This is a genomic window from Lichenibacterium dinghuense (genome assembly GCF_021730615.1).
GTDB classification, from domain to species: Bacteria; Pseudomonadota; Alphaproteobacteria; order Rhizobiales; family Beijerinckiaceae; genus Lichenihabitans; species Lichenihabitans dinghuensis.
In genome coordinates this window covers 1,302,501-1,329,139 of record NZ_JAJLMN010000001.1, presented here as the reverse complement: position 1 = coordinate 1,329,139, position 26,639 = coordinate 1,302,501, and the positions used below count along the sequence as shown (strand labels likewise).

General features: G+C 72.8%; 29 protein-coding genes (1 of these 29 only partly in view). 14 read left to right on the top strand and 15 right to left on the bottom strand.

Going from position 1 to position 26,639, the window contains the following annotated elements; all coding sequences use genetic code 11:
- From L7N97_RS06330 to L7N97_RS06320, 3 genes are all read right to left on the bottom strand, one after another.
- Window positions 1–786 carry an ABC transporter permease gene (locus L7N97_RS06330; protein WP_237482067.1) on the bottom strand — a complete coding sequence of 262 codons (786 nt, stop codon included), beginning with the start codon at window positions 784–786 and terminating at the stop codon, window positions 1–3.
- Window positions 787–800: 14 nt separating this feature from the next.
- A complete protein-coding gene (locus L7N97_RS06325) occupies window positions 801–1,673 on the bottom strand; it encodes an ABC transporter permease (protein ID WP_237482065.1) in 873 nt (290 codons plus the stop codon).
- A gap of 95 nt (window positions 1,674–1,768) precedes the next feature.
- Complete coding sequence (locus tag L7N97_RS06320; RefSeq protein ID WP_237477488.1) at window positions 1,769–2,872, bottom strand: ABC transporter substrate-binding protein; 1,104 nt, start codon at window positions 2,870–2,872, stop codon at window positions 1,769–1,771.
- A gap of 142 nt (window positions 2,873–3,014) precedes the next feature.
- Between L7N97_RS06320 and L7N97_RS06315 the strand changes: the two genes are divergently transcribed.
- The 3 genes from L7N97_RS06315 (at window position 3,015) to eutC (ending at window position 5,773) form a co-directional block, all read left to right on the top strand.
- Window positions 3,015–3,449, top strand: coding sequence for a hypothetical protein (locus tag L7N97_RS06315; protein ID WP_237477487.1), 435 nt, complete (start codon window positions 3,015–3,017; stop codon window positions 3,447–3,449).
- A 141-nt stretch (window positions 3,450–3,590) separates the two neighbouring features.
- A complete protein-coding gene (locus L7N97_RS06310; RefSeq protein ID WP_237477486.1) occupies window positions 3,591–4,973 on the top strand; it encodes an ethanolamine ammonia-lyase subunit EutB in 1,383 nt (460 codons plus the stop codon).
- The gene (eutC, locus tag L7N97_RS06305) at window positions 4,970–5,773 is read left to right on the top strand and encodes an ethanolamine ammonia-lyase subunit EutC (protein ID WP_237477485.1); all 804 of its coding nucleotides are present in this window, start codon (window positions 4,970–4,972) and stop codon (window positions 5,771–5,773) included. Before L7N97_RS06310 ends, eutC begins: the two co-directional genes overlap by 4 nt.
- A gap of 33 nt (window positions 5,774–5,806) precedes the next feature.
- Here eutC and L7N97_RS06300 read toward each other — a convergent pair whose 3' ends face one another.
- Together L7N97_RS06300 and L7N97_RS06295 are read right to left on the bottom strand one after the other, a co-directional pair.
- Entirely contained in the window at window positions 5,807–7,972 is a 2,166-nt protein-coding gene (locus L7N97_RS06300; protein WP_237477484.1) for a putative bifunctional diguanylate cyclase/phosphodiesterase, read from the bottom strand.
- The gene (locus L7N97_RS06295; protein ID WP_237477483.1) at window positions 7,969–8,793 is read right to left on the bottom strand and encodes an alpha/beta fold hydrolase; all 825 of its coding nucleotides are present in this window, start codon (window positions 8,791–8,793) and stop codon (window positions 7,969–7,971) included. Before L7N97_RS06295 ends, L7N97_RS06300 begins: the two co-directional genes overlap by 4 nt.
- Window positions 8,794–8,984: 191 nt before the next feature.
- Between L7N97_RS06295 and L7N97_RS06290 the strand changes: the two genes are divergently transcribed.
- Window positions 8,985–9,686: a DUF1345 domain-containing protein gene (locus tag L7N97_RS06290; RefSeq protein ID WP_237477482.1), complete on the top strand. Its 702-nt coding sequence runs from the start codon at window positions 8,985–8,987 to the stop codon at window positions 9,684–9,686.
- Between the two features lie 4 nt (window positions 9,687–9,690).
- Here the strand turns inward: L7N97_RS06290 and L7N97_RS06285 are convergent, their stop codons facing one another.
- The 3 genes from L7N97_RS06285 to L7N97_RS06275 form a co-directional block, all read right to left on the bottom strand.
- Entirely contained in the window at window positions 9,691–9,999 is a 309-nt protein-coding gene (locus L7N97_RS06285) for a YciI family protein (RefSeq protein ID WP_237477481.1), read from the bottom strand.
- 16 nt (window positions 10,000–10,015) lie between these two features.
- A complete protein-coding gene (locus L7N97_RS06280) occupies window positions 10,016–10,264 on the bottom strand; it encodes a hypothetical protein (RefSeq protein ID WP_237477480.1) in 249 nt (82 codons plus the stop codon).
- Between the two features lie 132 nt (window positions 10,265–10,396).
- Window positions 10,397–10,639: a hypothetical protein gene (locus L7N97_RS06275; protein WP_237477479.1), complete on the bottom strand. Its 243-nt coding sequence runs from the start codon at window positions 10,637–10,639 to the stop codon at window positions 10,397–10,399.
- 197 nt (window positions 10,640–10,836) lie between these two features.
- Between L7N97_RS06275 and L7N97_RS06270 the strand changes: the two genes are divergently transcribed.
- Complete coding sequence (locus L7N97_RS06270) at window positions 10,837–11,118, top strand: hypothetical protein (protein ID WP_237477478.1); 282 nt, start codon at window positions 10,837–10,839, stop codon at window positions 11,116–11,118.
- Between the two features lie 7 nt (window positions 11,119–11,125).
- Here L7N97_RS06270 and L7N97_RS06265 read toward each other — a convergent pair whose 3' ends face one another.
- Entirely contained in the window at window positions 11,126–12,283 is a 1,158-nt protein-coding gene (locus L7N97_RS06265; RefSeq protein WP_237477477.1) for a mandelate racemase/muconate lactonizing enzyme family protein, read from the bottom strand.
- A 131-nt stretch (window positions 12,284–12,414) separates the two neighbouring features.
- Between L7N97_RS06265 and L7N97_RS06260 the strand changes: the two genes are divergently transcribed.
- A complete protein-coding gene (locus tag L7N97_RS06260) occupies window positions 12,415–13,311 on the top strand; it encodes an MBL fold metallo-hydrolase (RefSeq protein WP_237477476.1) in 897 nt (298 codons plus the stop codon).
- A gap of 12 nt (window positions 13,312–13,323) precedes the next feature.
- Here the strand turns inward: L7N97_RS06260 and L7N97_RS06255 are convergent, their stop codons facing one another.
- Window positions 13,324–14,556: a CCA tRNA nucleotidyltransferase gene (locus L7N97_RS06255; RefSeq protein ID WP_237477475.1), complete on the bottom strand. Its 1,233-nt coding sequence runs from the start codon at window positions 14,554–14,556 to the stop codon at window positions 13,324–13,326.
- The gene (locus L7N97_RS06250) at window positions 14,553–15,335 is read right to left on the bottom strand and encodes a helix-turn-helix transcriptional regulator (protein WP_237477474.1); all 783 of its coding nucleotides are present in this window, start codon (window positions 15,333–15,335) and stop codon (window positions 14,553–14,555) included. The genes L7N97_RS06255 and L7N97_RS06250 overlap by 4 nt, the downstream gene beginning before the upstream one ends.
- Window positions 15,336–15,431: 96 nt before the next feature.
- On the opposite strand from L7N97_RS06250, the gene L7N97_RS06245 reads away from it, so the two are divergent.
- The 8 genes from L7N97_RS06245 (at window position 15,432) to L7N97_RS06210 (ending at window position 22,678) form a co-directional block, all read left to right on the top strand.
- Window positions 15,432–16,196 carry a class I SAM-dependent methyltransferase gene (locus tag L7N97_RS06245; RefSeq protein WP_237477473.1) on the top strand — a complete coding sequence of 255 codons (765 nt, stop codon included), beginning with the start codon at window positions 15,432–15,434 and terminating at the stop codon, window positions 16,194–16,196.
- A gap of 191 nt (window positions 16,197–16,387) precedes the next feature.
- Window positions 16,388–17,899, top strand: coding sequence for a sensor domain-containing diguanylate cyclase (locus tag L7N97_RS06240; RefSeq protein ID WP_237477472.1), 1,512 nt, complete (start codon window positions 16,388–16,390; stop codon window positions 17,897–17,899).
- Between the two features lie 145 nt (window positions 17,900–18,044).
- Window positions 18,045–18,815: a heme ABC transporter permease gene (locus L7N97_RS06235; protein WP_237477471.1), complete on the top strand. Its 771-nt coding sequence runs from the start codon at window positions 18,045–18,047 to the stop codon at window positions 18,813–18,815.
- Window positions 18,812–18,979 (top strand): heme exporter protein CcmD, encoded by a 168-nt coding sequence (gene ccmD, locus L7N97_RS06230; RefSeq protein ID WP_237477470.1) that lies wholly within the window; start codon window positions 18,812–18,814, stop codon window positions 18,977–18,979. Before L7N97_RS06235 ends, ccmD begins: the two co-directional genes overlap by 4 nt.
- Window positions 18,976–19,593 carry a DsbE family thiol:disulfide interchange protein gene (locus tag L7N97_RS06225; protein WP_237477469.1) on the top strand — a complete coding sequence of 206 codons (618 nt, stop codon included), beginning with the start codon at window positions 18,976–18,978 and terminating at the stop codon, window positions 19,591–19,593. Before ccmD ends, L7N97_RS06225 begins: the two co-directional genes overlap by 4 nt.
- A 227-nt stretch (window positions 19,594–19,820) precedes the next feature.
- Window positions 19,821–20,171, top strand: coding sequence for a DUF427 domain-containing protein (locus L7N97_RS06220; RefSeq protein ID WP_237477468.1), 351 nt, complete (start codon window positions 19,821–19,823; stop codon window positions 20,169–20,171).
- 86 nt (window positions 20,172–20,257) lie between these two features.
- On the top strand, window positions 20,258–20,818 hold the full coding sequence (locus L7N97_RS06215; RefSeq protein WP_237477467.1) for a type 1 glutamine amidotransferase domain-containing protein: 561 nt from the start codon (window positions 20,258–20,260) through the stop codon (window positions 20,816–20,818).
- Between the two features lie 408 nt (window positions 20,819–21,226).
- The gene (locus L7N97_RS06210; protein ID WP_237477466.1) at window positions 21,227–22,678 is read left to right on the top strand and encodes a porin; all 1,452 of its coding nucleotides are present in this window, start codon (window positions 21,227–21,229) and stop codon (window positions 22,676–22,678) included.
- Window positions 22,679–22,745: 67 nt separating this feature from the next.
- Here L7N97_RS06210 and L7N97_RS06205 read toward each other — a convergent pair whose 3' ends face one another.
- From L7N97_RS06205 to L7N97_RS06190, 4 genes are all read right to left on the bottom strand, one after another.
- The gene (locus tag L7N97_RS06205; RefSeq protein WP_237477465.1) at window positions 22,746–23,423 is read right to left on the bottom strand and encodes an alpha/beta hydrolase; all 678 of its coding nucleotides are present in this window, start codon (window positions 23,421–23,423) and stop codon (window positions 22,746–22,748) included.
- A gap of 90 nt (window positions 23,424–23,513) precedes the next feature.
- Entirely contained in the window at window positions 23,514–23,777 is a 264-nt protein-coding gene (locus L7N97_RS06200) for a hypothetical protein (RefSeq protein WP_237477464.1), read from the bottom strand.
- Window positions 23,778–23,792: 15 nt separating this feature from the next.
- Window positions 23,793–24,644, bottom strand: a complete 852-nt coding sequence (locus L7N97_RS06195; protein WP_237477463.1) for a sugar phosphate isomerase/epimerase family protein — start codon at window positions 24,642–24,644, stop codon at window positions 23,793–23,795.
- Between the two features lie 72 nt (window positions 24,645–24,716).
- On the bottom strand, window positions 24,717–26,639 hold the 3' portion of the coding sequence (locus tag L7N97_RS06190) for a M23 family metallopeptidase (RefSeq protein ID WP_237477462.1). 42 nt of this gene lie beyond the right edge of the window; only the last 1,923 of its 1,965 coding nucleotides appear in the window; its start codon lies off the right edge, out of view; it ends in the stop codon at window positions 24,717–24,719.

Sequence of the window (26,639 nt, the reverse complement as noted above, 5' to 3'; positions counted from 1 at the left end):
TCACACCCTCACGGACCGGGCGGCGGGATCGCGGGCGAAGAGCTGGATCAGCCCCATGCAGGCCCAGGTGACCGCGAAGGCGATGAAGGCCAGGGCCGAGGGCTCGTAGGCCTTGTTGGCGCCGACGTTCTGCAGATACGGCCCGAAGGCCGGCCGGTCGAGCAGGCTCGCCAGCGTGAACTCGCCGATCACGATGGCGAAGGTCAGGAAGGCGCCGCTCAGCACGGCGGCGCGGACGTTGGGCAGGATCACGCGGAACAGGATCGTCGCGCGCCGCGCGCCCAGGCTCTCGGCCGCCTCGGTCAGGCTGCGCAGATCGATGGAGCGCAGGCCCGTGTCGACCGCGCGGTAGAGGTAGGGCAGCGCCAGCACGACGTAGCCGAAGACGAGCAGCACGTCCGTGCTCCAGGTCTGCCCCGTCAGCGGCAGCCAGGACGACGAGTTGTAGAGGCGCAGGTAGCCGAACACGAGCACGATGGCGGGCACGACGAGCGGCATGAGGGTGATGAACTCGACGACCGGCCGCAGGCGCGGCAGCTTCAGCCTGATCCAATAGGCGGTGGGCACCACCAGCAGCGTGCCGACCAGGATCGTCGCCACGGCGGCCGCGGCCGAGAAGCCGAAGGTCGACCAGAAGGCGGGGTCGCTCAGCACGTTGCTGTAGGCGCCGAGGCTGTAGCCGCCGCGGCGGATGCGCAGCGAGAACTCCACCGTGCCGACCAGCGGCACGAGGAAGTAGAGGACGCCGACCGCGAAGGCGGCCCAGGCCGCGATCCTGTGGCCCATGGTGCGGGAGCCGATCAACGCAGCCACCGCTCGGAGCGCGCGCGGAGGTAGATGTAGAGAGCGTTGGAAGCGCCGGTGATCGCCACCATGCCGAGCGCGAGCGCGTAGCCGAGGTGCGGGTCGTGCAGCACGTCGCCGCGGATCTGGGCGTAGAGCAGGATGGTGACGAGGTTCAGGGTCGAGCCCGTCAGCCCGTAGGCGGTCGCGATGGCGCCGAAGGAGTTGGCGAAGAGCAGGAGCGTCGTGCCGAGCAGGCTCGGCCACAGGATAGGGATGACCACCAGGCGCCAGTACGTGAAGGTGGAGGCGCCGAGGATGCTGGCCGCCTCGCCCCACTCGCGCTTCAGCCCGTCGAGCGCCGGGGTGAGGATCAGCACCATCAGGGGGATCTGGAAGTAGAGGTAGGTCAGCGTCAGCCCCGAGAAGCTCAGGATGTTGAAGCCCGTCCGGTAGAGGCTGAAGCCGAACAGGCTCTGCAGCAGCGTCGTGACGAGGCCGGTGCGGCCCAGCGTGGCGATGAAGGCGAAGGCCAGCGGCAGGCCGGCGAAGTTCGAGGCGACGCCCGAGAAGGTCATCAGCACGGGGCGGATCCAGCGCGGCAGACCGCCCAGCACCACCGCCCAGGCGAGGGCGAAGCCGCCGATGGCGCCGAGCAGGGCCGAGGCGGCGCTGACCTCCAGGCTGATCAGGTAGGCGCTGCGGATGCCGGGCTCCCACAGGCCCGCGAGGTTGGCGAGCGTGAAGTGCCCCTCGGCGTCCTGGAAGGCGCCGACCACGAGGTAGGCGGTGGGCAGAAGCAGGAACAGCGCCGCGAAGGAGAAGAACGGCACGACGCCGAGCCAGGCGGCCGACATCGGCGCCCGCGCCGGGGGAGCCGGCGTCGCCATCGCGACCGCGTCGACCTGGGCCATCGTGCCTCGTCTCGGGTTGGGGGCGGGGACGGGCGGCTCACCCGTCCCCGCGTTTCACAGGTCGGCTCAGATCACTTCACGTTGGCGCCGACGGTCTTGTCCCAACCCGTCGAGATCGTCGCCTTGGCGCTGTTCTGCTGGTCCAGCGTCGGAAACACCGCGTGGGCGTAGGCCTCGGCGGGCGGCAGCTTCTTCATGAGGTCGGCCGGCACCTTGTTGGCCGCCACGAGCGCCTGATAGCGGATCGGGTGGCAGTAGCCCTTGAGGTAGTTGAGCTGGCCCTCGTCGGAATAAACGTAGTCCATCCACAGCTTGGCGGCGTTGGGGTGGGGTGCGTAGGCCGAGATAGCCTGCACGTAGACGCCCGCCACCACGCCGGTCTTCGGCACCACGACGTCCACCTCCGGATTGCCCTTCAGCGTGTCGCGGTCGGCCAGCGCGTTGTAGTCCCAGCGCACGATCACGGGGGTCGCGCCCTGCGCCAGCGACGCCACCTTGCCGATGGTGGGCACGAAGTTGCCGTCCTTGTTCAGGGTGGCGAAGAAGTCGAGCCCGGCCTGGGCCGCCTTGGCGGCGTCGCCGCCCGACTTCGACAGGCCGGCGGCGTAGACCGCCAGGATCGCCTGGTTGGCGACGCGCGGGTCGCCCGCCAGGGCCACGCTGTTCTTGAGGTCGGGCCCGAGCAGGTCCGGCCAGTCGGCCGGCGCCGTCTTGACGATGTCCTTGTTCACCTCGAAGGCGAGCACGCCGTAATAGTCGCCGTACCAGGCGCCGTCCGCGGCCTTGTCGTCGGCCGGGATCGAGTCCCAGGTCGGCACCTTGTAGGGCATCAGCAGCCCCTCGGCCGCGGCCGTCGGGCCGAAGGACAGGCCGACGTCGATCACGTCGGGGGCCTGCGGGCCCTTGTTGCCCTTGTTGGCGCGGATGGCCTCGACCTCGTCGCCCGAGCCGGCGTCCGGGTTCAGCTCGTTCAGGGTCAGGCCGTATTTGGCCTTGAAGCCGTCGATCATGCCGCCGTAGCCGCACCAGTCGTGGGGCAGGGCGATGACGGAGAGCTGGCCCTCGGCCTTGGCGGCCTTGACGAGGTCGTCCGACGACTGGGCGAAGGCCGGCGACGCCGCCGCGACGGCCAGCACCGACAGCGAGGCCAGGAACCTGGAAGCAGTCTTCATCATCTAACCCCATGCGTGCGGGTGCCGCGCGGCGAGGCTGCCACGGGACGACGGCCCGCGCTAGCACGGGTTTCTGACAGTCCCGCGACGGCGCCCGCCCGAGACTGCGGCCCCCGCCCGGGCCCCGATCGTCCCGAAAGGACCCATGATGTTCGACAAACGCCGCGGCGCCACCGCCCTGCTGATCGGCCTGCTCCTGGCCGCCCCGGCCGCGGCCCAGGAGGTTTCCGCCGTGCCCCCGCCCGCCCCGCCCGCGGCCGCCGACAGGGGCATGACGACGCTGACGGTGTTCCTCCGCCACGACGAATCGCAGACGCTCGACGAGATCAACGCGCGCCTGAAGCGGCAGGGCTTCACCGAGAGCTTCCCGCCGCCCGGCGTCGAGGTCCTGTCCTGGCAGGTGCTGATGGGCGTCGGCCAGGTGGTGACGCTGCGCTTCCCGGCGGAGCGGCTGCGCGAGGTCAACCGCGCCCTGGAGCGCACGGCCTGGGGCGCCTACCGCACCGAGTTCTACCCGACCTACGACTACCGCCCGACGGCGCAGAAGGAGCGCGAAGGGCTGCCGAGCGCGTTCAAGTGACCTGCTTCGCCGTCAGGCGGGTCACGGCAGCCGACACCGGGCGAAGAGCGCAGGGTCGTCATGGAGCGCGGCCTCGGCCCTCCCTCGACGCCGGCCGGCCAGATGTGAAACACTCCCCCTCGATGCACGGGGAGACACCGGATGGCCTATTCCCACGCGGTCGGCCGGACCACCTGGGCCTTCGCCGACCTCAAGGACCTGATGGCCAAGGCGACGCCGCTCCGCTCGGGCGACCTGCTGGCCGGCATCGCGGCGGGCTCGGCCGAGGAGGGGCTGGCGGCGCGCCACTGCCTCGCCGACCTGCCGCTCAGGACCTTCCTGGCGCGGCCGGTGATCCCCTACGAGGAGGACGACGTCACCCGGCTCATCGTCGACACACACGACGAGGCCGCCTTCGCGCCGGTCTCCCACCTCACGGTGGGAGACTTCCGCGACTGGCTCCTGTCCGACCTCGCGAGCCCGGCCATGCTGGCGCGGGTCGCGCCGGGGGTGACGCCCGAGATGGCGGCGGCGGTGTCCAAGCTCATGCGCAACCAGGACCTCATCCTGGCGGCGAAGAAGTGCGGGGTCGTCACGCGCTTCCGCAACACGATCGGGCTGCCCGGCACCATGGCGGTGCGGCTGCAGCCGAACCACCCGACCGACGACCCGGACGGGATCGCGGCCGCGGTGGCGGAGGGTCTGCTCTACGGCTGCGGCGACGCCGTGATCGGCATCAACCCGGCCTCCGACGCGCCCGCCGTGCTGGCGCGCCTGTGCCACCTCCTCGACGACGTGATCGCGCGCCACGCCATCCCGACCCAGAGCTGCGTGCTGACCCACGCCACCACCACGATCGGGCTGATCGAGGCCGGCGCGCCGGTCGACCTCGTGTTCCAGTCGATCGCCGGCACCGAGGCCGCCAACGCCTCGTTCGGCGTGACGCTCGGGCTGCTGCGCGAAGCGCACGAGGCCGGGCTGAGCCTCAAGCGCGGCACGGTCGGGCGGAACGTGATGTATTTCGAGACCGGCCAGGGCTCGGCCCTGTCGGCCGGGGCGCATCACGGGGTCGACCAGCAGACCCTCGAGGCCCGCGCCTACGCGGTGGCGCGCGCCTTCGACCCGCTGCTCGTCAACACGGTGGTGGGCTTCATCGGGCCCGAATACCTCTACGACGGCAAGCAGATCACCCGCGCCGGGCTGGAGGACCACTTCTGCGGCAAGCTGATGGGCCTGCCGATGGGCTGCGACGTCTGCTACACCAACCACGCCGAGGCCGACGCGGACGACATGGACGCGCTGATGACGCTGCTGGCCGCCGCTGGCGTCACCTACATCATGGGCGTGCCGGGAGCCGATGACGTGATGCTGAACTACCAGTCGACGTCCTTCCACGACCAGCTCTACCTGCGCGACGCGCTGGGCGTGAAGCGCGCGCCGGAGTTCGAGGCCTGGCTGCTGCGCATGGGCATCACCGGGCCGGACGGGCGGCTCCGGGCGCCCACGGGCTCGCACCCCCTGCTCGCCCGACCGGAGGCCGCGTGAGCGCGCCGGCCGCCCGGCCGCCCGCGCCCGTCACGCCCGATCCTTGGGGCGAGCTCGCCGCCCTCACGCCGGCGCGGCTCGCGCTCGGCCGCTCCGGGGCGTCGCTGCCCACCCGCGAGATGCTCAAGCTCGGCCTCGCCCACGCGCGGGCGCGCGACGCCGTCCACGCGGCGGCGGACCTCGACGCGCTGCGGGCGGGGCTCCGGGCGCTCGGGCGCGAGGCCGTCGAGGTCGAGAGCGCCGCGCCCGACCGCGCCACCTACCTGCGCCGCCCCGACTTCGGCCGCCGCCTGTCGGCCCGCAGCCGGGCGCTGCTCGGGGGCATCGGTGCGTCGGACGCCGAGGTCTGCGTCGTGGTGGCGGACGGGCTGTCGGCCTCCGCGGTCGACGCCAACGCCCTGCCGCTGCTCGGCGCGCTGCTGCCGCGGCTGGCGCCGCGCCGCCTCGCCCCCGTCGTGCTGGCGCGGCAGGGGCGCGTGGCGCTCGGCGACGAGGTCGGCGCGATCCTCGGCGTCCGGCTCGTCGTGGTGCTGATCGGCGAGCGGCCGGGCCTGTCGGCGGCCGACAGCCTCGGCGCCTACCTCACCTTCGGCCCGCGGGTCGGCCTCACCGACGAGGCCCGCAACTGCGTGTCCAACATCCGCCCGTGCGGGCTCGCGCCGGAGGCCGCCGCGCACACGATCGCCTGGCTGGCCGACCAGGCCCTCGCGCTGTCGCTCACCGGCGTGGCGCTGAAGGACGGCAGCGGCGACGCCGCGCTGCCGGGGCCGAGCCGCGCGGAGCCGAGGATCGCGGGATAGCGGACCGCCGGTCCGTCCATCCCACGGATCGCGTCAGACCGAGGCCGGCCTCGCCGGCTCGGCGCTCCCGCTCCGCGGGGCGCCCTCCACCCCGCCGAGGCCGGCAGCGTCGCATGGGCCTGCGAACATGTCGTTGAACGGCAGGGCGGCGCCGAACAGGAATCCCTGGCCGGCGTCGCAGCCCGTGGCTCGGAGGAACGCGCAGGCCTCCTCCGTCTCGATCCCCTCCGCCACGACGCTGAGGCACAGGTTGTGGGCCAGGTCCACGACCGAGCGGACGATGGCGCGGTTTTGCGGCTTCGCGGCGAGGCCGAGCACGAAGGATTTGTCGAGCTTCAGGGTGTCGATGGGCAGGTCGCGCAGGTGCGACAGCGAGGCGAAGCCGGTGCCGAAATCGTCCAGGGCGATCGAGATCCCGGCCCGGTGCAGTTTGGCGAACAGCGGCTCCGTCGTCCTCGAGTCCGTCCCGAGCAGCACCGTTTCCACGATCTCGACCTCGATCGCGGAGGCCGGCAGATCGGCCTCGGCGAGGAGCGCCAGCAGGCGGTCCACATACCCGCCCTGCAGGCTCGCTTCCGAGACGTTGAGGCTGATCGGCCCGGGGCTCAGGCCCGCCGCGCGCCAGCGCGCGAGATCGCGGACCACGCCCTCCAGCACTCGCCCGTCCATGGTCCTCGCGGCCTCGGCGTCGTCGAAGGCCTGGGCGAAGTCGGCGGGGCCGCTGACGGTGCCGTCCGGGTTCGTGATGCGGACCAGCGCCTCGTGGCCGCAGGACGTCCGATCCGCGAGCCTGACCTTGGGCTGGTAGAACGGGACGATCCGGCCGTCGCGGGCGGCGCATCGCACCTTCTCGATCGCGGCGCGGCGCGCGTCGAAGACGGAATGGAGTTCGGAACTGAACCGGCCGAGCGCCCCGCGCCCGGAGCGCTTGACCTTGTAGAGCGCCATGTCGGCGCATTTGAACAGGTCGGTCGGCTGCTCCGCGTCGGCCGGGAAGCTCGCGGCGCCGATCGACACCGTCACGCTGGCGCGGTGCATCTCGTGAGGGATCGGCGCCCGCACCCGGTCCTGGATCTCCCCGGCGAGGCGCTCGACGCCGGCTCCGTCGCCCGTGGAGGACGGCAGCAGGATCGCGAACTCATCCCCGCCGAGCCGCGCGAAGAAGGCCTCGGCCGGCAGGAGATCGCGGATGCGCTGCGCGACCGTCCGGATGACCTGATCCCCGGCCTGATGGCCGAGCGTGTCGTTCACCTCCTTGAACCCGTCGAGGTCGAGCAGGAGCAGCGTCAACGCGGCCCTGTCGCGCTTGGCCCGGACGAGCGCCTCGACCTGCTCCCGCTGGAACCAGCTCCGGTTGGCGGCGCCGGACAGGTCGTCGATGTGGGCGCCGCGCCACAGGCGCTTCTGGTCTTCGTGCCGTTCCGTGACGTCCTGCAGGACGCCGACGAGGCGGCAGGGCTTCCCGCCTTCCTTCTCCAGCTCGGCCACGGCGTGGACCACGCGCCGACGCCCGCGGGCCGTCACCATCTCGACCTCGACGTCCAGCGGGCTCGCCGTCTCGACCGTGTGCCGGATGTCCGACGCGAGCCTGTCGCGCCAGGGACCGTCGAGCAGGGCCAGCAGCCCGTCGAGGTCGGGAGCGTCGCCGACCGGCCAGTCGTGCAGCGCGAACATCTGATCCGACCAGGTGAGGCGGCGCGTGGACAGGTCCAGCGTCCACGCGCCGATCCCGGCCATGGTCTCCACCTGGCGCAGCCAGCAAATGCGGGTCTGGGCGGCGGCCCGCATGGCGGCCAGCTCGCGCTCGTAGAGGCGCCGATGCTCGGCGCCGTAGACCACGAAGGCCGCCGCGTCCGATCCGTCGCTCCCGCCCCGGCCGGCGGCCGTGACGAGGACGGAGCGCTCGATGCCGCTCGGGCTGCGCAGCGTCATCGCGATCTCCTGGAAGCCGCGCCGCTTCCGCAGCATCGGCAGCAGGTGCGTCTCCGCGTAGATCCGGCCGGCGGCCGTCAACGTGTCCTGGAAGCGGAGCCGGCCGACGACCTCGTCCCGCGTCCGCTCCATCCAGGCCAGCATGGTGTCGCTGACGGCGCGGATGACGCCCGCCTCGTCGGTGAGGAAGAGGCCGCAGGGCGCGTCCTGGAAGAACAGGCGCTCGATGCAGGCCGGGTCCGGGATCGGAAGCACGGCCATGGTCATGGGTGGGCCGCCACGTCCCGGAGATGGCCCTTCATGACGGCGATCACCTCGTCGGGGTCGCTCACGTGGGGGCAGTGGCCGCTGGCCTTGAGGCGGAGGAGCCGGCTGTTGGGCAGGTGTTCGTGCATGTAGGCGCCGACGGAATCGGGCGCGATGACGTCGTCGGCGCACTGCAGGATGAGGGCGGGCGTCCGCGATCCGGGCAGGTCGGCCCGGTTGTCCGAGAAGAAGGTGACGCGGGCGAACTGCCTGACGATGACCGGGTCGGCGCGGCAGAAGCTCTCGGCCAGGCGGGTCCCGAGCTCCGGCCGGTCGGCGTTGCCCATGATGGTTGGGGCGATCGCGCTGGACCAGCCCAGGAAGTTGCTGTCCATGACGTCGAGCAGCTCGTCGAGCGTCGACCGGTCGAAGCCGCCGCGGTAGTCGCCGTCGTTGAGGTAGCACGGGGACGGCCCGATCAGCACCAGATCGGAGAAGCGCCCGGGCCGCCGGATCGCGGCCAGGACGCCGATCGTCGCGCTCACCGAATGCCCGACGAAGGTGACGTTTCGGAGATCGAGCGCGTCGCAGATGGCGTTGACGTCCGCGGCATAGCCGGCGAGGTCGGAATGCCGGACCCGGTCATAGGCGCTCGGATCGGACGCGCCCGCGCCGACGTGGTCGAACAGGACGACCCTGTACTCGTCTTCGAACGCCGGAGCGACCGCATCCCACATGCTTTGATCGCAGCCGAAACCATGGGCGAACATCAAAGGCCTGCGATCACCACCCCGATCACGCACGTTGAAGATGCGAAAGACTTCGTCTCGACTGAGTTGCATTGCGGCTCCCGCGGCCCATGGACGCGGGTCAACTGATCTCAAACGGGTTGCGACGGCGTAAAGGAGACACGCAAATGACAGAATCGCGCTGCCGGTCGCGGGCGCTCCGGCCGGCGACGGAGAGGGGGCGCCGGTTCAAATGTCCCGTGCGACGTTGCGCCGGCCCCGGCGCCGGGCCATGAGCGTCGACCATGGCCGCTCCCCGCCGTTCGCCCCTCCGCTACCTCGGCCCGTTCCGCTCGCGCCCGCGCCTCCTCGCCTGCTTCGCGTCGAGCCTCGCGGTCTGGGGCGTCCTCGCGCTGGTCCCCTCCGGCCTCGACGGGCCGACGCGGGGCATCCTGGGCTGGGACGTCGGCTGCATCGCCTATGTTGCGACGACGCTGCGGCACGTGGCGCGGCGCGGCGCGCCCTTCATCCGGGACGCCGCGGCGCGGCAGGACGAGGGCCAGGGCATCATCCTCGGCCTGGTGCTGGCCCTGTCGGCGGCATCGCTCGCCGCGGTGGCGGTGGAGCTGTCCTTCGCCAAGGGCGCGCGGGGACTCGACGAGGTCCTGCGCGTGGCCCTGGCCTTCGTCAGCGTGTCGGCCTCGTGGTTCGTCACGCAGCTCATCTTCGCGCTGCACTACGCCCACGAATATTACGCGCCGGACGACGACGGCGATCCGGCCACGCTGCAGCAGGGCGGGCTGCGCTTCCCGGACGACGACGCGCCCGACTACTGGGACTTCATCCACTTCGCCGTGGTGATCGGCGTCGCGTCGCAGACCGCCGATGTGGAGTTCACCTCGAAGCGCATGCGCCGCATCGGCACCGTGCACGGGCTCGTGGCCTTCACCTTCAACACGGTGATCCTGGCGCTCACGATCAACGTCCTGGCCGGGCTGCTGTCCTGACGGATCAGCCCCCGGCGCCGCGCTCCACGGCGACGCGGAAGCCCACGACCTCGACGTCGCGCCATACGCCGCCGGCCGTGTAGGGGTCGGCGGCGATCCAGGCGTCCACGGCGGCGCGGTCCGGGAACTCGACCACCATGGTGGAGCCCCGCGGCGTGCCCGCATCGTCCAGCATCGCGCCGCCGACGATCATGCTGCCGCCGAACGCCGCGAGCCCGGCGAGGCCGGCGAGGTGCGCCGGACGGGCGGCCGCGCGCCGGGCGGGCGCGTCGGGGTCGCTGCCGTCGCGGGCCGTGACGAGGAACTGCGGCATGGCCGGCGCCTCCCGATCAGCCGTCGATGCCGGAATCGTAGATCTTGGCGCAGGCCGGGGAGAGCTGGGCGTGGTGGACCTGCATGCAGGCCTTGATCTTGTCCTCGTCCGGGATGGCGTCGTTGCACAGCTTCTCCACGTCGCCGTAGCAGACGTGCTCGGCCTCCTGGCGCAGCCGCATGGCGTCGGAGGGGAGCTTCGCCGCGAGGGCGGGGAGCGCGCTCGACGCGAGCAGGGCTGCGGCGATGAGGGTGCGGGCGTTCATGGCTTTGTCCTCGGAGCTGGCGGGGCGGCGATCGGGCCGCGGGCCGGATGCCGGTGCGTCAATGGGGCCGGGCGGGCGCCGTTCCCCGCCCGCCGGGATTCTGCCGCGCCGTGGCGACGGTGCAACAGCCGGTCACTTCAGGCCGGCGTCGAACACCTTGCGGCAGCCGGGGCTGAGCCGGGCGCGGTGCACCTTCATGCAGGCCGCGATCTTGGTCTCGTCCGGGATGTCAGCGTTGCACAGCGTCTGGACGTCGTTGTAGCAGAGGTGCTCGGCCTGGGCCCGCATGCGCTCCTTCTCCGACATCATCTTGGCGGAGGCCGCGTCGGCCCCGGCCAGCACCATCAGCGCGGCAGCGATCAGTCTCGCTCTCATCATCGTCCTCCCTGTCTCGGCGCCGAGCTTCTCAGGTCCGCCTGATCCCGAAATGAGGGATGGGCCGCCGGCTGCCGGGAAATGGCCCGTGCTCCGAGACGGCAACGTCGCACGCGCGCCGCGGATGCAGCCCGGCGCAAGACATTTCATGTAACGTCGCCGGGCGTGGTTCGGCGGCGGGCGGGGAGGCGGGGGCGATGAGGGTTTTGTGGATCCTGGTCCTCGCCGGCGCCCTCGCCTCCGCGGGCAGCGCCGCGGCCCTGCCCGTGCCCGCCGCGATGCGGGCCGGCGCCGCGGTCGAACCCGTGCAGGCCTTCTGCGGCCCGTACCGCTGCTTCGCGCGGCCGTTCTGGCGCTACCGCTCGGGCGCGGGCTTCCGGCCCTTCCGCCGGTTCGGCTTCGCCCCGCCGCCGCCCCGCTTCGCCCCGTTCGGCTTCCGGCGCTTCGGCGGCCGGCCCGGCGGGTTCCGCCGGTTCTGAGCGGCCGTCACCCCGCGAGGTCGCGCATCACCCTGATCAGGTCGGCCTTGCCCTCGAAGCCGATGCCGGGCAGGTCCGGCAGGGTCACGTGGCCGTCCTCCACCCGCACGCCGTCCGGGAAGCCGCCGAAGGGCTGGAACAGGTCGGGGTAGCTTTCGTTGCCGCCGAGCCCGAGGCCGGCCGCGATGGCGAGCGACATCTGGTGGCCGCCGTGCGGGATGCAGCGCGACGGCGACCAGCCCGCCGCGGCGACGCAGTCGAGCGTGCGCCGGTATTCGCACAGCCCGTAGGACAGGGCGCAGTCGAACTGCAGCCAGTCGCGGTCCGGGCGCATCCCGCCGTGGCGCAGCAGGTTGCGGGCGTCCTGGTGCGAGAACAGGTTCTCGCCCGTCGCCATCGGGCCGGGATAGTGCTCGGCCAGCGCCGCCTGCAGCGCGTAGTCGAGCGGGTCGCCCGCCTCCTCGTACCAGAACAGCGGGTAGTCGCGCAGCATCCGGGCGTAGGCGACGGCCTCCTCCAGCCCGAGGCGGCCGTTGGCGTCGACGGCGAGCCGGGCCTGCCCCCCGATCTCCTTCAGCGCGCCCTCGATGCGGGGCCGGTCCTCGGCGATGCCGTTGCCGATCTTCATCTTCACGACCGTGTAGCCGCGGTCGAGGTAGGAGCGCATCTCGGCGCGGAGCCCATCGACGCCCTTGCCGGGATAGTAGTAGCCGCCGGCCGCGTAGACGAAGACGCGCGGGTCCGCCTCGCGCCCGGCTCGGCTCGCGAGCAGGCGGAACAGCGGCACGCCCTCCGCCTTCGCCACCGCGTCCCAGATCGCCATGTCGAGCGTGCCCACCGCGACCGAGCGCTCGCCGTGGCCGCCCGGCTTCTCGTTCCTCATCATCGCCGCCCAGGCGCGGTCGGGGTCGAGGCGGCCCGCCGCGTCGAGCAGGCTCGCCGGGTCGGCCGCGAGGAGGCGCGGGGCGAAGCGCTCGCGGATGAGGCCGCCCTGGCCGTAGCGGCCGTTGGAGTTGAAGCCGTAGCCGACCACGCGGCGGCCGTCGCGCACCGCGTCCGTGACCACGGCGACCAGCGACAGCGTCATCTTGGAGAAGTCGATGTAGGCGTTGCTGATCGCGGAGGCGATCGGCAGCGTCCGCTCGCGGACGTCGATGATGCGCATGCGTTCCCTCCGTCGTCCCGCCCCCGGCCGCCATCCCAGCGCCGAGGCGCCGGGGCGCGTCAAGGGCCGCCCGCCTTGATCGGGCCTTCCCGGCGGCGCAGGGTCGCGCCGCGATCGACGGGGAGGAGCACATGGGCGAGGCGGGCGCATCCGGGGCCGGCGCGCAGGCGCCGGGCTTCTACCGCTTCGATGTCGGCGATCTCACCGCCGTCGCGCTGCACGACGGCGTGATCGTGCGGGACCGCCCGCCGGGCTTCGTCCGCAACGCTTCGCCGGGCGAGGTCGGCGAAGCCTTCGCGGCCTGCGGCATGGCGCGGGACAAGCTGACGCTGACCTTCAACGCGCTGGCGATCGAGACCGGGCGCGGCACCGTGCTGATCGACACCGGGCTCGGCGAGGGCGCGCGGCCCGGCGCGGGTCGACTCGGCGCCAACCTCCTCGCCGCCGGCCTCGGGCCCGCGGACGTGACGGCGGTGATCGTCAGCCACTTCCACCCGGACCACATCGGCGGCCTGCTCGCGGGCGACGGCACGCCGGCCTTCCCGGACGCCGAGGTGCTGGTGCCCGAGGCCGAGTGGGACTTCTGGCTCGGCGACGGCGACGGCGCCCGGCTGCCCGACGCCCTGAAGGCCAACGCCGACGCGACCCGCCGCGTCTTCGCGCCCCTCGGCGACCGCCTGCGCCGCTTCGCCTCCGGCGCCGAGATCCTGCCCGGCTTCACCGCGGTCGACGCCGGCGGCCACACGCCCGGCATGGCGGCGATCGAGGTCGCGTCGGGCGACGCCGCGACGCTGTTCGTCGCCGACATCACCAACAACCCGCTGGTCTTCGCCCGCCATCCCGAATGGCAGGCCATGTTCGACGTCGAGCCCGACCGGGCCGTGGCGACCCGCCGCCGCCTGCTCGACCGCGCGGCCGCCGATCACCTGCGGCTGTCCTTCTTCCACGCGCCGTTCCCGGCCACGGGCTACGTCATCAAGGGCGGGACCGGCTACGACTACGTGCCGGCGCTGTGGACGGCGGGGTAGGGGAGCGAGGCCTCACGGCGCGAGGCTGGCCCCGAGCAGCGCCTCGCGCGCCGCGGCGTCCTCCGGGAAGCCGGCGTCGCGATAGGCGGCTCGGAACCGCGCCAGCGCTTCACCGACTGCCGGGCCCTTGAGGCCGCGCGCCACGACGTCCTTGCCCGAGAAGGGCGTCGCCGGGATTTCGCCCTCGGCGGCGGCCAGCGCCGCGGCCCAGTCGCCGCGAGCGTCAGGCCCCGCGGCCGCGAGGCGCAGCGCGTCGCGCGTCGCTTCCCGGCCGTGGTCGAACAGCAGCGCGCGCACGGCGCCGACGGAGGGCGCGTCGCTTCCCGGCGGCGCGCCCGACGCGAGGACCGTCAGCGCCGCCTGCATGCGGTCGCGCTCGGCGTTGCTGAGCTTCAGCCCGTCGCGCAGCCGCTCGACGTCCGCGCCGCCGCGCACCGCCAGCGCGTGGAGGCGCAGCACGGGGTCGGGGTCGGCGAGCCGCGCCATCCGCGCCACGTCGGCGTCGCCGCCGAGGATGCGGGCGAGCAGGCCCTCGGCGTCGAGCGTCGCCAGCACGCCCGCGGCGCCGGGCGAGGCCAGGAGCTTCATCACCTCGCCCCGCACGCGCTCGCGGCTCAGCCGGTCGAGCCCGTCCCGCCCCGCCACCGCGGCGGCGAGGCCCTGGGCGTCGAGCGGCCCCACCCCGTAGGTCGCGTGGAAGCGGAAGAAGCGCAGGATGCGCAGGTAGTCCTCGCGGATGCGCGTCGCGGCGTCGCCGATGAAGCGCAGCCGCCCGGCCGCGAGGTCGGCGACGCCGCCCGTCGTGTCGTGGATGCGGCCGTCGCGCCCGAGCGACAGGGCGTTGACGGTGAAGTCGCGCCGCTCGGCGTCGCGCTCGAAGTCGCGCCCGAAGCGCACCACGGCGTGGCGGCCGTCGGTCTCGACGTCCTCGCGCAGCGTCGTCACCTCCACCGGGAGCCCGCCCGACACCAGCGTCACGGTGCCGTGCTCGATGCCGGTCGGGATCGCGCGGACCCTGGCCGCCTTGGCGCGGGCCATCACGGCGGCGGGCAGGGCCGTCGTGGCCACGTCGATGTCGCCGGGCGGCAGGCCGAGCAGGGCGTTGCGCACGGCGCCGCCCACCACGCGCGCTTCCTCGCCGTCGCGGTCGAGCAGGTCGAGCACGCGGGCGAGGCGCGGGTCGTCGAGGAGCGGGGCGCCGTCGAGCCGGCCGTCGGCGGTGAGGCGGAGGGAGCGCGCCGTCACGCGGGCGGCCGTTCGGGGCGGGGGAGCAGCATCACGAGCTTGTGGTCCGGGTGGGCGGCGGGGAGCAGGGTCACCTGCTCATAGCGGAGGATCCCGTCCTCCGGGTGACGGAAGCGCCGCTCGCCGCCGTCGCGGGCCGCCACCGCGTGGCCGTCCCACAGGCGCGCGAAGTCGGCGCTCCCCTCGCGCAGGCCCGCCACCAGAGCCACGAGCGCCGGGTCGTCGGGCGCCCGCGCCGTGTCGGCGCGGAACTCCGCGATGACGCGGCGCGCCCGCTCCTCCCAGTCGACGATGAAGGCGCGCGCCGCCGGATCGCGGAACACGAAGGCGAGCAGGGAGGGGTCGTCCCCGCCGAGCCAGGGCGAGAACAGCCGCGCCGCCGCCTCGTTCCAGGCGCGGGCGCGCCACAGCCGGTCGAGCAGGTAGGCGGGCGGACCCACCGCCGCGACGGCCGCTTCGAGCGCCGGGGGCACGGCGTCGGGCCCCGGCGCCTCGGGAAAAGGGTCGCGCTGCAGCGCGAGCTCGAACAGGTAGGCGCGCTCGGCGGCCGTGAGGCCGAGCGCGCCCGCGAGCCGGCCGAGCGCGCCCGGCGACAGGGCGATGTCGCGGCCCTGCTCGACCCACGCGTACCAGGCCGTGGAGATGCCGCAGCGCTCCGCCACCTCCTCGCGGCGCAGGCCGGGGGTGCGACGCCGCCCGCCCGCCGTCGGGGGCAGGGCCTCGCGGCGCGAGCGCACGAAGCGGCCGAGGAGGAGGCGGCGCTCGGCCGGAAGCAGCATAGGGTGGGACCGCGGATCACAGGATAAGCTCGGGCCTTATAGCGGCCGGCCGGGGCCGGCAGAAGGGCGGCATCCGCTCACGAGGAGACCGACGCAATGTCCGACGCCCAGAACAGCTTCACCGCCGACCATTACGCGCCCCGCGCCCAGGCCTACGTCGACAGCCGCGACCACAGCCAGGGCGCGGACCTCGACGAGATGGAGGACTGCATCCGCGGCGCGGGCCTGGGCCGCGCGCTCGACCTCGGCTGCGGCGGCGGCCACGTCAGCTACCGCGCCGCGCCGCATGTCGGCGCCGTCGTGGCCTGCGACGTCACCCCCGCCATGCTGGACGCGGTGGCCCGCACCGCGGCCGGGCGCGGCCTCGCCAACGTCGAGACCCGGCGGGCGGGCGCCGAAGCGCTGCCCTTCGCGGATGCGGAGTTCGACGCCGTGCTGTGCCGCTTCACCGCGCACCACTGGGCCGACGTCGAGGCGGGCCTGCGAGAGGCGCGCCGCGTCCTGAAGCCGGGCGGGCTCGCGGTGTTCATGGACGCCGTGGCGCCGCCCGACCGCGCCGCCGACACGCACCTCCAGGCCGTGGAACTGCTGCGCGACGCGTCCCACGTGCGCGACTACGCCGTTTCGGAATGGCTCGCCATGCTGGGCCGCGCCGGCTTCGCGGTCGAGCGCGTGACGCGGCGCAAGCTGCGCATGGTGTTCCCGGTCTGGATCGCCCGTACGGCTGTGCCGCCCGCCACCGCGGGCGCGATCCGCGCCCTGCAGGACGGCGCTTCGCCGGCCGTGCGGGCGCATTTCGCGATCTCGGAGGACGGCAGCTTCGACCTCGACACGGCGACGATGGTCGGCCGCGCGGCGTGACGGCGCCGCGAGGCGGTGGAGGCTGCTGAGCGAAAAGGGATCAACGGCCCGAGATGATGGGTCGAAAGCAATGAAACGGTAGCGAGTCCGTGCGAGCCTCCGGGCGAACAACGGGGTCCGATCCGCATGCCGCTCAACGCCACGCCGCATCCCGAGCGCCGGCCCGTCCGCTGCCGCCGGGCCGAAGCGAGATGACGGCCGCGACGCGACGCCGGTCGGACCTCGCGCCCGGCGCCGGCCGCGGCGCCCTGCCGGCCCTCACCGCGCTGGTGCTGCTGGCGATCTGCCTCGTCTTCACCTTCGTGATGGCGGCGTGGCACCGCGACGTCGGGCGCGTGCTGAGCGCTTCGGGCGACAGCATCGCGGCGGCGGTGGCCGGCGAGGTCGACCGCAACATCGAGCTGCTCGACTTCTCGCTGCAGGGCGTGGCCGAACAATGGGACGTGCCCGACGTGCAGGCCCTGCCGCCGCGCCTGCGCGACACGGTGCTGTTCGACGGCGCCATGCGGGCGCCGGGCTTCGGCATGATGATGGTGCTCGACCGCGACGGCCGCCTCGTCGCCCGGTCGGTCGACGTCGGCGAGCTCGGCGCGTCCTTCGCGGACCGCGACTATTTCCGGGTCCACGTCGGCAACGACGACGTGGGCCTGTACGTGTCGAAGCCCTTCCGGTCCCGCGTGAGCGATGCCTGGGTGGTGGCCCTGAGCCGCCGCATCGACGACGACGACGCCTTCGCCGGCGTCGCCGTGGGCACGCTCGACGTCGCCTACCTCACGAAGCTCTACGCCGGCCTCCACGTCGGGGACGGCAGCGCCGTGACGCTGTTCCGCACGGACGGCACGGTGATCACCCGCGCGCCCCTGGACGAGGGGGACGTGGGGATGTTCGCGGGGGGCGGGGACAGCTTCAACCGCATGCGGGCGGCGCGCGACGGCACCTTCGAGGGCGCGTCGCCGGTCGACGGCCTGCCCCGCGTCATCTCCTTCCACCGGGTCGGCGACCTGCCGCTGATCCAGGCCGTCGAGGTCGCCGGGGAGGGGCCCTACAGCGCCTGGTGGCGGCGCGCCGCCGCGATCGCCGGCCTCCTGACGCTGCTGTGCTTCGGCGTCCTCGGCCTGTCGCTGGCGCTCGCGCGCGAGCTCGGCCGCCGCGCCGCCGCCGAGGCGGAGCTCCGGCGCCTCGCCTCGACCGACGCCCTGACCGGCCTCGCCAACCGCCGCCGCTTCGACGCCGCGCTGCCCGAGGAGTGGGCCCGCGCCGCCGCATCGCGGGAGCCCCTCGCCGTGCTGATGGTCGATGCCGACTCGTTCAAGGCCTACAACGACCTGTTCGGCCATCCGGCGGGCGACCTCGTGCTCCAGGCCATAGCGGCGCGCCTCGACGAGGGCGCGCGGCGGCGGGGCGGGCTGGCGGGCCGCTGGGGCGGGGAAGAGTTCGCCGTGACGATCCCCGGCTGCGACGAAGCGCGCGCCCTCCGGGTCGCCGAGGACCTGCGCGCCGCCGTGGAAGGCCTGGCGCTGCCGCACCCGTCGGGCGTCGGCGGGGTGGTGACGATCAGCGTCGGCGTGGCGGCGGCCCGGCCCGCCGCGGGCGGGGCGGCGCGCGACGTGCTGGCCGACGCCGATGTCGCGCTCTATCGGGCCAAGGCGGAGGGGCGCAACCGCTGCCGGGCCCGCGCCTCGGCCGAGGTGCGGGCGGCTTGAGAGCCCGGCCGGGCCGATGAGCCGCCGGCCCCGCGAAACGTCGCGGCCGCTCTGCCCCGTCGCCTTGGGAATGTCGCCGCATTTGCGCTAGAACACGTGCCGGGCTGGCGCGACGTCCGGCGCCGCGATGCCAAGGGACGGATCCATGTACGCCCTCGCCAATCCAGCGACCTTCATGCGGCTGTCGGGCCGCGCGCTGCCCTGGCTGGCGGGCCTGTCCGCGCTCACGCTGGCGGTCGGGCTGGTCCTCGCCTTCGCGTCGCCCGCCGACTACCAGCAGGGCGAGACGGTGAAGATCATGTTCGTGCACGTGCCGGCGGCCTGGATCGCCAGCATGGCCTACGTCCTGATGACCGCTTCCGCGCTCGGCACGCTGGTCTGGCGCCACCCGCTCGCCGAGGCGGCGCAGAAGGCGGCCGTGCCGCTCGGCGCGGCCTTCACCTTCGTGTGCCTCGTCACCGGCTCGCTGTGGGGCAAGCCCATGTGGGGCACGTACTGGGTGTGGGACGCGCGGCTCACCTCCATGCTGGTGCTGTTCATCACCTACCTCGGCCTGCTCGCGCTGTGGCACACGATCGAGGAGCCGGGCCGCGCCGCCCGCGCCGCGTCGGTGCTGACGCTGGTCGGCGCGGTCAACCTGCCCATCGTGAAGTTCTCCGTGGACTGGTGGAACACGCTGCACCAGGGCTCGATCTTCCGCATGACGGGCTCCACCGTCGACCGGTCGATCCTGGTGCCGCTGCTCGTGATGGCGCTCGGCTTCACGCTGCTCTTCGCGACGCTGCACGTGGCGGCGATCCGCAACGAGGTCCTGCGCCGCCGCCTCCGCCGCATGATGCTGCTCGCCGCAGCCGATCGCGATCCGGCGTCCCGCCACGCCGTCGCCGTCGCCGCGGCCGAGGCGGTGCCGTCGTGACCGCGGTGCCGCATCTCGGCTTCATCGTGGCGGCCTATGCCGTGACGGTTCTGGTCGTCGGGGGCGCGGTCGCGGCCGTGCTGCTCGACGGGCGGGCGCTCCGTCGCGCGCTGGAGCGGCTCGAAGCCCGCGCCGGCCGCGCGCGGGCGGGGGGTGGGCGGTGAGCGCCGGAGCGGCGCCCGAAGCCGCGCCGGGCGGGGCGCCGAGGGCCCGCCGCGCCCTCGTGGCGCTGCCGCTCGTGGTCTTCCTCGGGCTGGCCCTGCTGTTCTTCCTGCGCCTCGGGGCCGGCGACCCGTCCCGCATCCCGTCGCCGCTGATCGGCCGCCCGGTGCCGAACTTCGCGCTCCCGCCGCTCGCCGGGCGCCCAATCCCGGCCGGCGCTCCCGTCGGGCTCGACGCGGCGGCCCTGAAGGCCGGCCACGTCACGCTGGTCAACGTCTTCGCGTCCTGGTGCGCCGAATGCCACGACGAGCACGGCGTGCTGATGGCGCTGGCGCAGAGTCCGCGCATGAAGGAGCTCGGCATCCCCATCGACGGCATCGCCTACAAGGACAAGGCCGAGGACGCCCGCCGCTACCTCGGGCAGAAGGGCGACCCCTACGCGGCGGTGGGCGACGACCGCACGGGCCGTACCGCCATCGACTTCGGCGTCTATGGCGTGCCCGAAACCTTCGTGGTGAGGGGCGATGGCACCCTGGCCTACAAGCTCATCGGCCCCGTGACCCCCGACAACATCGGCGCGCTGGAGGCCGAGATCGACAAGGCCGCGGCGCCGTGAGCCAGGGCGCCGGGGTCGGCCAGAAGTCCTCGTCCTCCGCCCGACCGACCGTGAACGGCGGGTCGGCCGGGAAGAGGGAGAGCGGCAGCCCGGTCTCGGCCGCCGCCCCGCGCCGCGCTCCGGCATGGGCCCGCGGCCCGCGCGAGCCTGCCTCCCCGCCGCGGTCCGCCGCGCTATCTCGTCCGGCAGCGCCGGGCCAGAGCCGCGGCGCCGAGGAGCCAGCCCCCATGCCCGACAGCCCCCACCACATCGCCGTCACGCCGCACCCCGGCCGGGTCAGGATCGTCTTCGCCGGGCGCACCGTGGTGGACACCGCCCGCGCGCTCGACCTCGCCGAGGGCGCGCTGCGCCCCGTGATCTACGTGCCCCGCGAGGACGCCGACATGTCGGCCTTCGAGCCCACGCCCCGCCACACCCACTGCCCGTTCAAGGGCGAGGCGAGCTACTTCACCCTGAAGGCCGACGGGCGCGAGGCCCAGAACGCCGTGTGGAGCTACGAGGCGCCGATCCCGGCCGCCGCCGCCATCGCGGGCCACCTCGCCTTCTACCCCGACCAGGTCGAGATCCGGCAGGACTGACGCCTTTCGCCGGATCGCCGGCCGCGTCTCGCGCGTTGGCGCTCGCCGCGCGGGGAGGCCCCGCGCCCAACAGCGAGGATCCCACCATGTCCACCGATCTCGAAGGTCTGCAGGTCGCGATCCTGGCGACGGACGGCGTCGAGCAGGTCGAGATCCTCGAGCCCATGAAGGCCCTCAGGGCCGCGGGCGCCGACGTGAAGGTCGTGTCGCTCAAGACCGGCACCATCCAGTCCATGACCGAGGACGTGAACCCCGGCGAGAAGGTCCCGGTCGACTGCGACCTGTCGGTCGACTTCGACCTGTTCGACGCCCTCGTGCTGCCGGGCGGCACCACCAACCCCGACAAGCTGCGCGTGAGCGACGACGCGGTGGAGTTCGTCCAGCACTTCGTCGACAACGACAAGCCGATCGCCGCCATCTGCCACGGCCCCTGGATGCTGATCGAGGCCGACGCCGTCGAGGGCGTGCAGCTCACATCCTGGCCGTCCCTGCGCACCGACATCGAGAACGCCGGCGGCGAGTGGGTCGACGAGGCCTGCGTTCGCGACGGCCTGCTGGTCACCTCGCGCAAGCCCGACGACCTCCCCGAGTTCTGCCGGCAGATGATCGCCATGTTCGGTGAGGATGCCGACGAGGAGGAAGGCTGAGCCGCCCACGCGGGAACGCGCACCGATGCTCCGGCCGGAGAACACTCCCGGCCGGACGCCGTGCTGTGCCCGAAGGTAGAATATTCCGACCCCATTCGGCGATGAATGATTGAAGTCGTCCGACTCTGAGCTGACCCGGCTTTGCAGTCGAGGAGCTGAGTTGGTGCTGTGTCACAAAGTGGTCATGGAGGCAGAACCATGTCTGAAGTGTTTCCGTTCGGAACTTTCTGTTGCCCCTGAGCAACATAGGCTGCCGTAGTCGAGGGTGGGACCGCTCCGGACGGGATCGCATACATAAAACTCATTTTCAGCTAAGTGACGCTGACTAGGTCTCGATCCAAGGCAGTTTTGCGGCGCTTCCCTGGCGCGCCGCGGCCGACCAGAGTTCAGACTGACGGATCTCGACCCATGATGTTCGCCAAGAGCCTGTTGCTGGGGGGCGCCACCCTCGTCGGTGCCGCCAGCCTCGCCCAAGCCGCCGACCTCCCCGTCGCCAAGGCGGCCCCGGTCGACTACGTCCGCGTCTGCGACTGGACCGGCTCGGGCTTCTTCTACATCCCCGGCACGGACACCTGCCTGGCGATCGGCGCCCAGGTCCGCATCGAGGCGGACTTCATCAGCAATCAGCGCGCGTTCCTGCCGGTTCCGGGCGCCGCCGGCCGCGCGGTTCCCGCCATCGGCACCGTGTTCGCCGCGCGCGACCGTGACGAGACCGGCTTCCTGGCCCGCGTCCGCCTCGGCGTCGACACCCGCACGCAGACCGCCTACGGCACGCTGCGCACCTACATTCAGTATCAGATCGACCGCGTTCAGGGCCTCTACGCCAACGGCGGCCTGTCCGGCGGCGCCAACACCTTCGCCAACCAGGGCGGCAACAACGCCGCCGTGCGCCGCGGCTTCATCCAGTTCGCCGGCATCACCGCCGGCCGCGTCCAGTCGTTCTTCGACTTCTACGCCGACAACTATAACTACGAAGGTATCGCCAACTCCGACCTTGCGCAGAACGTCTTCGCCTACACCTACCAGGTCGGCGGCGGCCTGGCGGCGACCTTCTCGATCGAGGATCGCAACGCCCGCAACCTTCCGCAGAACGTCGGCAACATCCTCGGCGGCCCGAACGCCGTGAGCTCGGCGGCTCGCTACGCCGGCGAAACCATCCCGGACCTCGTGGGCGTGCTGCGCTACGACCAGGGCTGGGGCTCGGCCCAGCTGTCGGCCGCCTATCACGACATCCAGACGACCTCGGGCCCCTTCGGCACCACCGGCTCGGGCTTCACCAATGCCGACGGCGACGGCTTCGCGGTACAGGCCGGCATCCATCTGAAGCTGCCGATGCTCGCCGCCGGCGACGACCTGTGGGTCGAGGGCGCCTACCAGAACGGCGCCTACCTGTATCAGGACTCGGCCACCTACATGAACCAGGGCTTCAGCTCGCCGGCGCTCGGCGGCTTCCTGCACATCGACCGCGACGCCATCGCGATCCACAACGTCGGCGCGGCGGCGGGCACCTACACGCTGCAGAAGGGCGAGGGCTTCTCAGCCATGTTCGCCATCAACCACTACTTCTCGCCCAACTTCCACGACGTGCTGTTCGGCTCCTACGAGCAGACCTCCTACGGCCGCGCCAAGAACATCGACTGGACGCTCGGCGGCCTCGGCGACGCCAGCGAGTACCGCATCGGCAACCAGTTCCTGTGGGATCCCGTGAAGAACTTCGAGATCGGCCTCGAGTTCGACTACCTCCACCTCGACCAGACGCTGGCCCACAACGTCGGCCAGGCCGCGACGGCGCTGCCGGCCGGCGTGTCCAAGAACCCGGACGCCTTCGAGGTGCGCCTGCGCACCGAGCGCGACTTCTGATCGACGAGAACCGTCACTTGGAAGGAAGCCCGGCGCGAGCCGGGCTTCCTGCGTTTCGGGCGGGAGGTCAGCGCGGCGTCGGGCGCCCGAAGCTCTGGGCCAGGAACTGGCCGCCGTGGGTCAGCCCCGAGCCGTCGATGCCGTGGGCGACGCCGAAGGACAGGTGCCACTGCGCCGGGATCTCGGCCTTGCCGAGGCTCTCGGCTGCGTCGAACAGGGCGTCGACCGGGATGACGTTGTCGCGGTCGCCGTGGACCAGCAGCACGGGCGGCGGCCGCCCGGCGGCGCTGCGCGCCGTCACCTCGCCGAGGTGCTCGGGGCCGACCAGCATGCCGGAATAGCCCAGGATCGCGGCCGGCGCCCGCCGCCGCCGGAGCCCCGTGTGCAGCGCCATCATGGTGCCCTGGCTGAAGCCCACCAGCGCCAGCCGCGCGTCGTCGAGCCCCGTGCGGGCGAGCTCGGCGTCGAGGAAGTCGTCGAGCGCCGGGCGCGCCTTGACGACCCCGGTCCAGCGCTCGGATGGGTCGCGCATCGTCAGCGGGAACCATTGGCGCCCGGTGGGGGACTGGGTGCAGCGCTCCGGCGCGTGCGGGGCCACGAACTCGGCGTCGGGCAGCCAGGCCTGCCACTGCCGCCCGATCTCGATGAGGTCGTTGCCGTCGGCCCCGTAGCCGTGGAGGAACACGACGAGCTGGCGGGCGTGGCGGGAGCGCGCGGGCAGGCGCGGGCCGTCGATGGGGGCCAAGGCGGGATCCTCGTGTCGTTGCGGGTCCCGCCGCAGATCGGGCTTCGCGCCCCCCGGGTCAAGCGCGGCGCGGGCCGCGCCGCCGACCCCTCAGCCTTCGAACTCGTCCGTGATGAAGCGCTGTCGGACCGCGTTGTAGAACTGGTCCGTCTCGTCGAGCTTCTCGTCGGACCGGTCGCGGATGAACCGGTCGACGCGCCGGCTGTGGGCGCTGATGGCGTCGACGATCTCCATCAGGCGCCGGTTCACCCGCGCCCGGTAGTCGAAGATCGACTCGCCGTCCTGCGGGCCGGGGATGCTGGCCGTGATGTCCTGCGTGATCTCGTCGATGGCCGAATAGGACACGATCGCCATGGCGGCACTCCCCCGTCAGGCCGCCGCCCCGATCAGCCGCCGCTCGTAGGCGGCGATGTCGCGGCGCGCCTGGCCGATCATCGCGTCCGCGCGGAAGCTGTCGCGGCTGAGCTCGACGCAGACGAGGCCCCCGAAGCCGACCGCCCGGAGCGCGCCGAGCGCCGCGCCCACGTCCATGTCGCCAGTGCCGAAGGCGAGGTGCTCGTGGCGGCCGCGCTTCATGTCCTCGAGATGCACGGTGGCGAGCCGGTCCCCGAACTCCACCACGGCCGCGTCCGGCTCGCGCTCGCCGGTTACCAGCAGGTGGCCGAGGTCCATCGCCAGCTTCAACTCCGGCACCGCGCGCGCCAGCGCGGCATAGTCGTCCACCGTGGACACCATCATCTCGGGCTCGGGCTCGAAGGCCGGCACCACGCCCCGGCTCCGCATGTAGTCGACGGCGATCCGCGTGCCCTCGTGCAGCCACGCCGTCGCGTCGCCGCGCCCGACGCCGGGCTTGAGGACGCCGCTCCAGAAGGTGAGCGACTCCGAGCCGACGATCGCCGCGATGTCGGTCGCCCGGCGGAGGTAGTCGAGCCGGCGGGCGCGGCCCTCCGCGGCGGACGAGATCAGCGTCGGCTCGTGCTTCTGCCGGAAGTCGAGCAGGAAATGCGCGCCCGTCTCGACCACGGACGCCAGGCCGAGCTCGTCGAGGCGCCGCCGCAGCGCCTCGGCGCGCCGCTCCCAATCCTCGGCGAAGGGGTCGAAGTGGTGGTGGTCGAGCGTCAGCGCGACGCCGTCGTAACCCGCCTCCGCGATCAGCACGAGCGCGTCGTCGAGGCGATGCCGTCCCGTGCCGTTAGTGTTGTAGGCGTAGCGCAGGTTCATGGGGCGTCCGTCCCGGATGGTTCAGTCTGGAGAACGTCAATGTCCGGGCATCGGTGGCGGGTTCCGCCCCGCTCAGTTTTCCGCGTGTTTCTCGGGCGACGTCGCGACGGCGTTAGGCGCGCCCGCCATCAGCCCGTCGATCCGGTCGCGCTCGCGCTTGAAGTCGGCCAGCACCTTGCCGTCCATCTCGCGGGTGCGGGCCAGCTTGACCCGCATGGGATCGACGAAGTGCCCGTTGACGATGACCTCGTAGTGGAGGTGCGGGCCCGTGGCGAGGCCGGTCTGGCCGAGGTAGCCCACGACCTGTCCCTGGCGCACCCGCACGCCGTCCGCGATGCCGCGCGCGAAGCCCGTCATGTGGGAATAGGTCGTGATGTAGCCGTTGGCGTGCTGGATCTCGACGTGGTTGCCGTAGGAGGACGAGTGCTCCGCCTTGAGCACCGTGCCCGAGCCCGCGGCGAGGATCGGCGTGCCGATCGGCGCGGCCCAGTCGACGCCCGTGTGGGGGCGCGAGTAGCCGAGGATCGGGTGGAAGCGCAGCCCGAAGCCGGACGTCATCTGCGCGTTCGGCACGGGCGAGCGCATCAGGAACTTGCGCACCGAGCGGCCGTTCTCGTCGTAGAAGTCCACCGCATTGTCGTCCGGCGTGACGAAGCGGTAGTAGCGGAACGTCTCGTTGTGGACGGTGATCGAGGCGTAGAGCAGGTCCGAGCGCCCGCCGTCGTCGTCGCCGTCCGTGTAGAAGGCGTCGAAGCTGTCGCCGCCCGCCACCGAGCGCTGGAAATCGACGTCGTTGCCGAAGACCCGCACCAGCGTGTCGATGAGCGGCTTCGGCATGTCCTGCTTGAGCGCCGTCTCGTAGAGGCTGTCGTAGAGGCGGAAGCCGCCCTCGTCGCCCGACGCCGGCGCGGCCGGCTTCTTCGGCGCCTCGGCGTTGGCGACCTTGACGTAGTCGCCCGTGTCGGCGAGCGCGATCGTGGTCTCCAGCGCCTCGTCGGCGTAGACCGACAGGCGGGCGATCTGGCGCGGGCGGCTGTCGTCGAGGCGCGAGAACAGGAGGCGGATGCGCCGGCCGTCGGCCACCGGCGCTTCGCCGCGCTTCGGCGCGAAGGCGGCCTCGATCGAGCGGATCTGGTCGCGCGTGGCGCCGTTGCTGCGCAGCACGTCGTCGAGGTTGTCGCCGTGCCGGAACACCACGAGCCGCTCGCTGGGCTCGCGGCTCGCGTCCGAGCGCGGCACCTGCGTGACGTTCTCGGCCACCATGTGGACCTCGATCGACGAGAAGGGCGCGGCCGGGAGGCCCGGTTCGGCGAAGTCGAGGCTGTTCGCCGGCAGCGTGCCCGCGCGGCTGGTGCGCATCAGCAGCATCTGCGGGAGCAGCGGCACCCGGTTCGGGCTCGCGAGGCTCCGCGCCGATTCCGCCACCTGGGCCTGGATCTCCTCGGGCGACAGCCCGCCGCCGAACCGGGCCACCTCGGCGCTGCCGAGGTCCTTCGTGGTGAAGGACACGTCGGAGTCGGCGAGCGCGGGGCCGGGGTCCGGGGGAGGGGCCTCGGCCGGGTTGGCGTCCTGCGCCATGAGCTTCAGCGGGTTGAACTCCGGCACGTCGTCCTCGTTGCCGGTCGACGCCAGCGCGAGGGTGGTGGCGACGTGGGTGAACCCCCGCATGCGGATGATCTGCTTGTCGCCGACCTTCACCGGCACCGGCACCTTGAAGCTCTGCTTCTCGGCCACGATGTCGGCCGAGCGGATCAGCCGGTCGCCCTTGACCAGCTTGGTCTCGGCCGTCCTGGCGCTGCGCGCCGGGGTCACGAGTTCGGGCGCCTGGGCCACGGTGGACTGCCCGTTCATGGCGATGAACACGTTGGTGCCGATCAGGGCCGAGCCCGCGATCCCGGTCAGCACCACGCCGGAAAGCCAGCGGACCGACACGTTGCGGCGGTCGTGGGCCATGAGCGGACGGCCGATCACCTGGATCGGGGGCTCCACGCCGAG

Bases quoted from the DNA above. Each gene is read 5' to 3' on its own strand.
- L7N97_RS06285 (WP_237477481.1), bottom strand. From the start codon at position 9,999: ATGCCGCAGTTCCTCGTCACGGCCCGCGACGGCAGCGACCCCGACGCG.
- L7N97_RS06245 (WP_237477473.1), top strand. From the start codon at position 15,432: ATGTCCGACGCCCAGAACAGCTTCACCGCCGACCATTACGCGCCCCGC.
- L7N97_RS06235 (WP_237477471.1), top strand. From the start codon at position 18,045: ATGTACGCCCTCGCCAATCCAGCGACCTTCATGCGGCTGTCGGGCCGC.
- L7N97_RS06280 (WP_237477480.1), bottom strand. From the start codon at position 10,264: ATGAACGCCCGCACCCTCATCGCCGCAGCCCTGCTCGCGTCGAGCGCG.
- L7N97_RS06210 (WP_237477466.1), top strand. From the start codon at position 21,227: ATGATGTTCGCCAAGAGCCTGTTGCTGGGGGGCGCCACCCTCGTCGGT.
- L7N97_RS06260 (WP_237477476.1), top strand. From the start codon at position 12,415: ATGGGCGAGGCGGGCGCATCCGGGGCCGGCGCGCAGGCGCCGGGCTTC.
- L7N97_RS06200 (WP_237477464.1), bottom strand. From the start codon at position 23,777: ATGGCGATCGTGTCCTATTCGGCCATCGACGAGATCACGCAGGACATC.
- L7N97_RS06265 (WP_237477477.1), bottom strand. From the start codon at position 12,283: ATGCGCATCATCGACGTCCGCGAGCGGACGCTGCCGATCGCCTCCGCG.
- L7N97_RS06220 (WP_237477468.1), top strand. From the start codon at position 19,821: ATGCCCGACAGCCCCCACCACATCGCCGTCACGCCGCACCCCGGCCGG.
- L7N97_RS06250 (WP_237477474.1), bottom strand. From the start codon at position 15,335: ATGCTGCTTCCGGCCGAGCGCCGCCTCCTCCTCGGCCGCTTCGTGCGC.
- L7N97_RS06270 (WP_237477478.1), top strand. From the start codon at position 10,837: ATGAGGGTTTTGTGGATCCTGGTCCTCGCCGGCGCCCTCGCCTCCGCG.
- L7N97_RS06290 (WP_237477482.1), top strand. From the start codon at position 8,985: ATGGCCGCTCCCCGCCGTTCGCCCCTCCGCTACCTCGGCCCGTTCCGC.
- L7N97_RS06310 (WP_237477486.1), top strand. From the start codon at position 3,591: ATGGCCTATTCCCACGCGGTCGGCCGGACCACCTGGGCCTTCGCCGAC.
- L7N97_RS06300 (WP_237477484.1), bottom strand. From the start codon at position 7,972: ATGACCATGGCCGTGCTTCCGATCCCGGACCCGGCCTGCATCGAGCGC.
- L7N97_RS06240 (WP_237477472.1), top strand. From the start codon at position 16,388: ATGACGGCCGCGACGCGACGCCGGTCGGACCTCGCGCCCGGCGCCGGC.
- L7N97_RS06195 (WP_237477463.1), bottom strand. From the start codon at position 24,644: ATGAACCTGCGCTACGCCTACAACACTAACGGCACGGGACGGCATCGC.
- L7N97_RS06325 (WP_237482065.1), bottom strand. From the start codon at position 1,673: ATGGCGACGCCGGCTCCCCCGGCGCGGGCGCCGATGTCGGCCGCCTGG.
- L7N97_RS06320 (WP_237477488.1), bottom strand. From the start codon at position 2,872: ATGATGAAGACTGCTTCCAGGTTCCTGGCCTCGCTGTCGGTGCTGGCC.
- L7N97_RS06295 (WP_237477483.1), bottom strand. From the start codon at position 8,793: ATGCAACTCAGTCGAGACGAAGTCTTTCGCATCTTCAACGTGCGTGAT.
- L7N97_RS06215 (WP_237477467.1), top strand. From the start codon at position 20,258: ATGTCCACCGATCTCGAAGGTCTGCAGGTCGCGATCCTGGCGACGGAC.
- L7N97_RS06275 (WP_237477479.1), bottom strand. From the start codon at position 10,639: ATGAGAGCGAGACTGATCGCTGCCGCGCTGATGGTGCTGGCCGGGGCC.
- L7N97_RS06330 (WP_237482067.1), bottom strand. From the start codon at position 786: ATGGGCCACAGGATCGCGGCCTGGGCCGCCTTCGCGGTCGGCGTCCTC.
- L7N97_RS06315 (WP_237477487.1), top strand. From the start codon at position 3,015: ATGATGTTCGACAAACGCCGCGGCGCCACCGCCCTGCTGATCGGCCTG.